Source organism: Actinospineispora spinosispora DSM 44797 (assembly GCF_000429025.1).
Lineage (GTDB): Bacteria > Actinomycetota > Actinomycetes > Mycobacteriales > Pseudonocardiaceae > Pseudonocardia > Pseudonocardia spinosispora.
This window is the reverse complement of record NZ_AUBB01000077.1, coordinates 1-4892: the sequence shown is the minus strand read 5'-3', so window position 1 is coordinate 4892 and position 4892 is coordinate 1. Positions and strand designations below refer to the sequence as shown.

7 protein-coding genes are annotated in these 4892 nt (G+C 67.2%); 3 read left to right on the top strand and 4 right to left on the bottom strand.

What is annotated here, in order from left to right; genetic code table 11:
* Positions 1-642: HNH endonuclease signature motif containing protein (locus G406_RS49330; RefSeq protein WP_037078248.1), on the top strand; the 642-nt coding region annotated here is incomplete at its 5' end.
* On the opposite strand, the gene G406_RS0123485 is transcribed toward G406_RS49330, so the two are convergent.
* The 3 genes from G406_RS0123485 to G406_RS0123475 all read right to left on the bottom strand — a co-directional run bounded on the left by G406_RS0123485 (position 619) and on the right by G406_RS0123475 (position 2580).
* Positions 619-1755: a lipid II:glycine glycyltransferase FemX gene (locus G406_RS0123485; RefSeq protein ID WP_156935123.1), complete on the bottom strand. Its 1137-nt coding sequence runs from the start codon at positions 1753-1755 to the stop codon at positions 619-621. The genes G406_RS49330 and G406_RS0123485 overlap by 24 nt on opposite strands.
* 127 nt (positions 1756-1882) lie before the next feature.
* The gene (locus tag G406_RS0123480; protein ID WP_028935650.1) at positions 1883-2296 is read right to left on the bottom strand and encodes a hypothetical protein; all 414 of its coding nucleotides are present in this window, start codon (positions 2294-2296) and stop codon (positions 1883-1885) included.
* A gap of 65 nt (positions 2297-2361) precedes the next feature.
* Positions 2362-2580 carry a hypothetical protein gene (locus G406_RS0123475; RefSeq protein ID WP_028935649.1) on the bottom strand — a complete coding sequence of 73 codons (219 nt, stop codon included), beginning with the start codon at positions 2578-2580 and terminating at the stop codon, positions 2362-2364.
* A gap of 156 nt (positions 2581-2736) precedes the next feature.
* Between G406_RS0123475 and G406_RS0123470 the strand changes: the two genes are divergently transcribed.
* A complete protein-coding gene (locus tag G406_RS0123470; protein ID WP_156935122.1) occupies positions 2737-2967 on the top strand; it encodes a hypothetical protein in 231 nt (76 codons plus the stop codon).
* 2 nt (positions 2968-2969) lie between these two features.
* Here the strand turns inward: G406_RS0123470 and G406_RS49325 are convergent, their stop codons facing one another.
* Positions 2970-4247 carry a PucR family transcriptional regulator gene (locus G406_RS49325; protein ID WP_051342562.1) on the bottom strand — a complete coding sequence of 426 codons (1278 nt, stop codon included), beginning with the start codon at positions 4245-4247 and terminating at the stop codon, positions 2970-2972.
* Between the two features lie 214 nt (positions 4248-4461).
* Between G406_RS49325 and G406_RS0123460 the strand changes: the two genes are divergently transcribed.
* On the top strand, positions 4462-4892 hold a 431-nt coding region (locus G406_RS0123460), incomplete at its 3' end, for an ABC transporter permease (RefSeq protein ID WP_245607201.1).

The following is a 4892-nucleotide window of genomic DNA, read 5'->3' as shown; positions in this document are numbered from 1 at the left end:
TCGTTCGAAGAAATAAAGCGCGCTGTCCTGGCCAAACTGTTGCCCGAGGCAGACGAGGGCAAGACCCTGCCCCAACGCCAAGCCGACGCACTCGCCGAAATCTGCTCCCACTCCCTCGACGAAGGCCGACTGCCAGCTGAGGGTGGAGTGAGGCCGCACGTCACGGTCATCATGACCGAACACGACCTCCAGCAGAAAGCACGCGGGGCGCAGCTGGAGTTCGGCGGCAAAGCCCCCGCCTCCTATCTGCGAGCGATGCTGTGTGACTGCGGGATCACCCCGGTCGTCCTCGGCGGCAAGAGCCTCCCGATCGATGTCGGGTACGAGTCACGCACCGCACCCACCGGCCTTCGCAAAGCGCTCTCCGTGCGAGACCGAGGCTGTGCCCACCCCGGCTGCACCCGGCCACCGCACTGGTGCCAGGTCCACCACGTCATCGAGTGGAGCGTCGGCGGCCGGACCGACCTCGACAACTGCATGCTGCTCTGCAAACAACACCACCGCATGATCCACACCAGCGGATGGACCGTCACCATCCGAGACGGATGGCCCGAATTCATCCCGCCGAAATGGCTCGACCCGACCCAGACAGCACGCCGAAGACCCCAGCCACCGATGTCACTTTCGCGCGCCTCGCAGTAGTCGGCGGGCAACGGACAACAGGCGCTCACCCTGCGTGCTGTTGTGCAACAGGTCGTATCCGGCGCGCAACGGTCGCGATCGGATCAGCTCCACCGCGAGCGGATAGGTCCAGACCTGGCCACCGAACTTGGCTTTGAACTGGTCGGGTCCGGACACCGTGCCCTGCGCCGCGAAAGCCTGTGCCGACTCAGCACGCAGGCCGCCGAAGTCGAAAGCGTGGCAGCGGTTGTCCCGGCCCCACAGCATGGCTTCCCAGATCATGGCGCTCGCCACGTTGAGCTTGCCGGCCTCGGGATTCGTCCGATCCATCCCGGTGATCCGGCTCTTCACCACCCCACCGCTGACCGTCAGAAGTTCGGCGGCGACCGGGACACCGTCGATCTCACCGATCAGCAGCACCACATGGCCACCGGGCGCCAACTCCCGATACAGCGTCTCGAGGTAGTCCGAGGGGAACGGCGTGAAACCCTGGTAGTCGGCTGTGGCCTCCGCGAGTGTCGCCAACGTCGGAATGTCGGCGACCGTCCCGACCCGGACCTTCACTCCACGCTGTGGCCATTGTCTGGTCCACGTGCGCAGCCGACGGTTCAGGTTGCCGCGCAGCGTCTCCTCGGATTGGTGCAGATCGACCCGCATCGTGACGGCCGGTGCGATGCCGGCTCGGGAGCGGCGGAACCCGTTCGCCAGGAGAGCGTCGGTGATCGGTGCGCCGTCGTCCGGCGGCTGGACGAACAGTGCCGCGTGCTCGCCCGCCACGGCCACCAACGATTCGACCAGGCGTTCCCGGCAGTCGGACATCTCCGCGGTGGCGTGGAACAGCGGGCCGTACGGCAGGTAACCGATCCATCCCAGGCCGCGCACCCGACGCCGCAGCACCATCGCGCCGCCCACCAGACGGCCGTCCGACCAGGCGAAAACATACAACGGCCGGTAACCGGCCCGGCCACGCACAACAGCCCACGCGCTGAGCTGGGCGACGTCGCTGTTCACCGACTCCGCGACCAGATGGTCCCATTCGGCCAACGCAGCGGCGCCGGGAGCTGCGCTGATCGTGACGGACGAGCGAGCGGTCCGCCTGGACCGCAACGCGAGGTCACCAATCGTGTTCGTCAACGCCTCACTACACACCACAGCATGACCGCCAATACCATTAGCACCAGAAACGATCACGCTACGTTAACGATCAGGTGGCCGATCTCGGGGACGCCACACCCGAACTAGCCCGACCTGGTGAACGAGGTCAGTCGTCGGAGCCGGCCTTCCGCATCGCATCGTCGATGATCTTGTCGATGTCGATGCTGTCCACGTCGCGGTCGTCGCCCACCTGGTCGGTTGCGTCTTCCAGGGCGTCGTTGACCTGGCCGAAGATGTCCTTGAGTAGCTTCTTCGTCTCCCGGTCGTCGAGCTTGGACGAGCTGCTGCCGTCGTCGCTGTCGCCCCAGTGCTCGCACTTCTTCTCCGACCCGACCGTCTCGCAGTGCGAGCCGCTGCTGCCGGTGAGTGACAGCGCCGCGGCTGCATCGGTGCCGCCGGACAACGGGACGGCCACTGCCACGCCGCCGATCAGCAGGACCGCCAGTACGGCTGTGAGGAGAGCTGCGGTGCGTGACATGAGTGCCTCGACTATCTCGACCGGGTACTGATCGTCAGCCACGGTAGGTAGCCGAGTGATCATCGGGGCCGGAACCGCGACCTCGCCACTCGTTCGGGTGATGAGCGTCAAATCCCGATCACGGTCGAGATCGCCCACACGCACAGGGCGGTGACCAGCGGGAACCAGATCAGGAGCAGTGCCGCGAGCAGTACCCACGGCGCATATCCGCTTCGCGTGCGCTCCGCCAGGCTGTAGATCGCCAGCGCCGGCAGGCCGCACAACGCTCCCCACACCGCGACTCCGGTCAGGCCCAGGACCATCTGCCAGAACGGCACGTCGTCCATGGCTCGTCATCTCCGCTCGTGCTCGTCCAGTTCCAGTGTGTACCCGTTCGGAGTGGGAGATGTGCCCCCAACTCGTGAACCTCGGCTGCGACCGCTATTCACACTGGTAACTTGCGCCACATCGATCTTGGACCACCCAGAGAAGAGACAATCGTCATGAGCTCAGCGCGTCGCCGGCGCTTGATCGCCGGACTCGGTGTCATCGCCGTCATCTTCGTTTCCGCCTGTGCGTTCGCGGGCACCGCTCTGGCTGCTCAAGGAGGCAAGGGAACCGACGGTGCGCCCGGCACCGGGGTGAACGGCATTCCGGGCAAGACCCAGAGCACCAACGGGTTCGTCGGCGCCTCGGCCGACGGCGTCAACCCCACCGAGCCGGTCACGGGCTGAGCTCAGCGCACCTCGGGAAGCAGACGAAGAGCCTGCAGCGCCATACCCAGGTCGACCGCCTCGCTCGGGTGCTCGACCGACCGCCCGGTGTACTCGGCGATCCGGTGCAGACGATGCCGCACGGTGTTCGGGTGGCAGTACATGCGGTGCGCGGTGTCCTTCGCCGAACCGCCGCTGGCCAGCCACACCTCCAGGGTGTCCAGCAGGACGTCCTGCTCGTCCCGGGGTAGCCGCAGCAGCGAACCCAGCACCGAGCGGGCGATGTGTACCGCCGCCTCCGGCGCGGCCGCGACCATCGTGGCCATCGGCGTCTCCGCGAACTGCCGCACCCGGGGATAACCCTCGATCAGCGGCTCGGAGATGCTGTTCATCGCGATCTTGGCCAGGTACACCGCGCGCGGGCTGTCCTGCAGGTCCTTGTAGGTGGGGCTGACCCCGATGCGTGCCGACGTACCCAGCGCGGACAGCACGCCGATCACCACGTCGATCTCCTCCGGCGGCCGCGACACCCCGTCCGGCGTGGCACCCGGCGGCGGTGAGCCGGACTTCGGGATCTCCGACGACGGATACAGCGACAGCACGCCGACCTGCAACCGGGGCTGCAGCCGCCACACCGAGTCCATGCCCTCCTCGCGCAGCCGCGTCGCCACACCGGGAAGCGCCTCGGTGCCGATCTCACCGACCTCGGCGACCACCGCCGCGAACTCGCCGACCCGGGGCAGACCCAGCTTCGACGCGATCTCCCACACCGTTCCGCGTTCGATCCCGCCGCCGTGGATCAACGCCTCGATCAGCGCCGATCGTTGCTGCTCGCGCAGCTCGACCAGGTCGTTGCGGGTGTGCCGGTAGGCCTCGGTCGCCGCGGCGGAGAACTCGTCGGCCGTCCACCACAGAACCGTCGCGGTCGCGACCAGATCCTCGCGCGACCAACGGTCCTGCCGGATGATCTCCTCGGCCGCCGACTCCCAGAACTGGGCGAACCCGATCCGGAAGCTGCGCAGCAGCTCCGCCAGCGGCACGCCCTGGCGGGCCCGCGCCTGACCGGTCGCCCTCGGCGCCGCCAGATCCCGGGGGCTCTCCTCCATGATCGTCGCCACCAGGTAGTCCAGGTTGTGGCGCACCGACTGCTCCAGCGAACCGGGCTCCACCGTCCTCGAGTCCTGGTACAACGGCATGGACTGCTCGATACGCGCCGCGATCGCAGCGCACATCGCGGGCAGCCGCCGACGCAGCGCGGGGGCCACGGCGATCAGCGCGGCGGTGGGTTCCGGGGAGTGCACGCTGATCAGGATGCCGCCCAGGTGGCCATCAGGCGAACTCGGAGCGGCCTCTCCAGGACACAACGGTGCGCGCGAACAATCGCGCGCCCGTCGGATTGTGCGTCGCTCCTGTGTCATGCCGCCATATAGGGGAGACGGGGGTTCCGCCACCGCCATCCGGCCTAGATTTGCGCATCGGCTCAATCGGGTCGGTGCACAACCATGGAGGTCAGCGATGAGTTCAGCGCAGAGCACTGCGCCGAGCGTCGAGACGCCCGGCCATAGAAAAGCAGCCACCAAACCGAGGTTCGGCAAGGGGCTGCGCGCCGCACAGAATGCGGCGACCCGGCCATTGCAGCAGGCCGGTGAGATGTTCGCCCTGCTGCTGGAGGTGGTCACCAGCGCAGTGCGGAACCCGGTCGGTTACTGGGGTGATGTCCGCGAGCAGATGTTCGAGATTCTCAAGCTCTGCTGGCTGCCGATGATCATCTCTTGTACGGCGTTCGGCTTCGGCGCGCCCGGTCTGCAGGGTGGCAACATCTTCCTGCTGTTCGGCATTCCGGAACGACTCGGTTCGTTCTTCCTGATGGCGAGCGTGCGTGAGTTCGCCCCGTGGATCAACGCGATGGTCGTGGCCGGCGTGATGGGCACCGCGATCACCGCGGA

What these genes read in the sequence shown, in the direction of transcription:
- G406_RS0123475 (WP_028935649.1), bottom strand. Translation starts at nt 2,580, where the DNA reads ATGGACGACGTGCCGTTCTGGCAGATGGTCCTGGGCCTGACCGGAGTC.
- G406_RS0123470 (WP_156935122.1), top strand. Translation starts at nt 2,737, where the DNA reads ATGAGCTCAGCGCGTCGCCGGCGCTTGATCGCCGGACTCGGTGTCATC.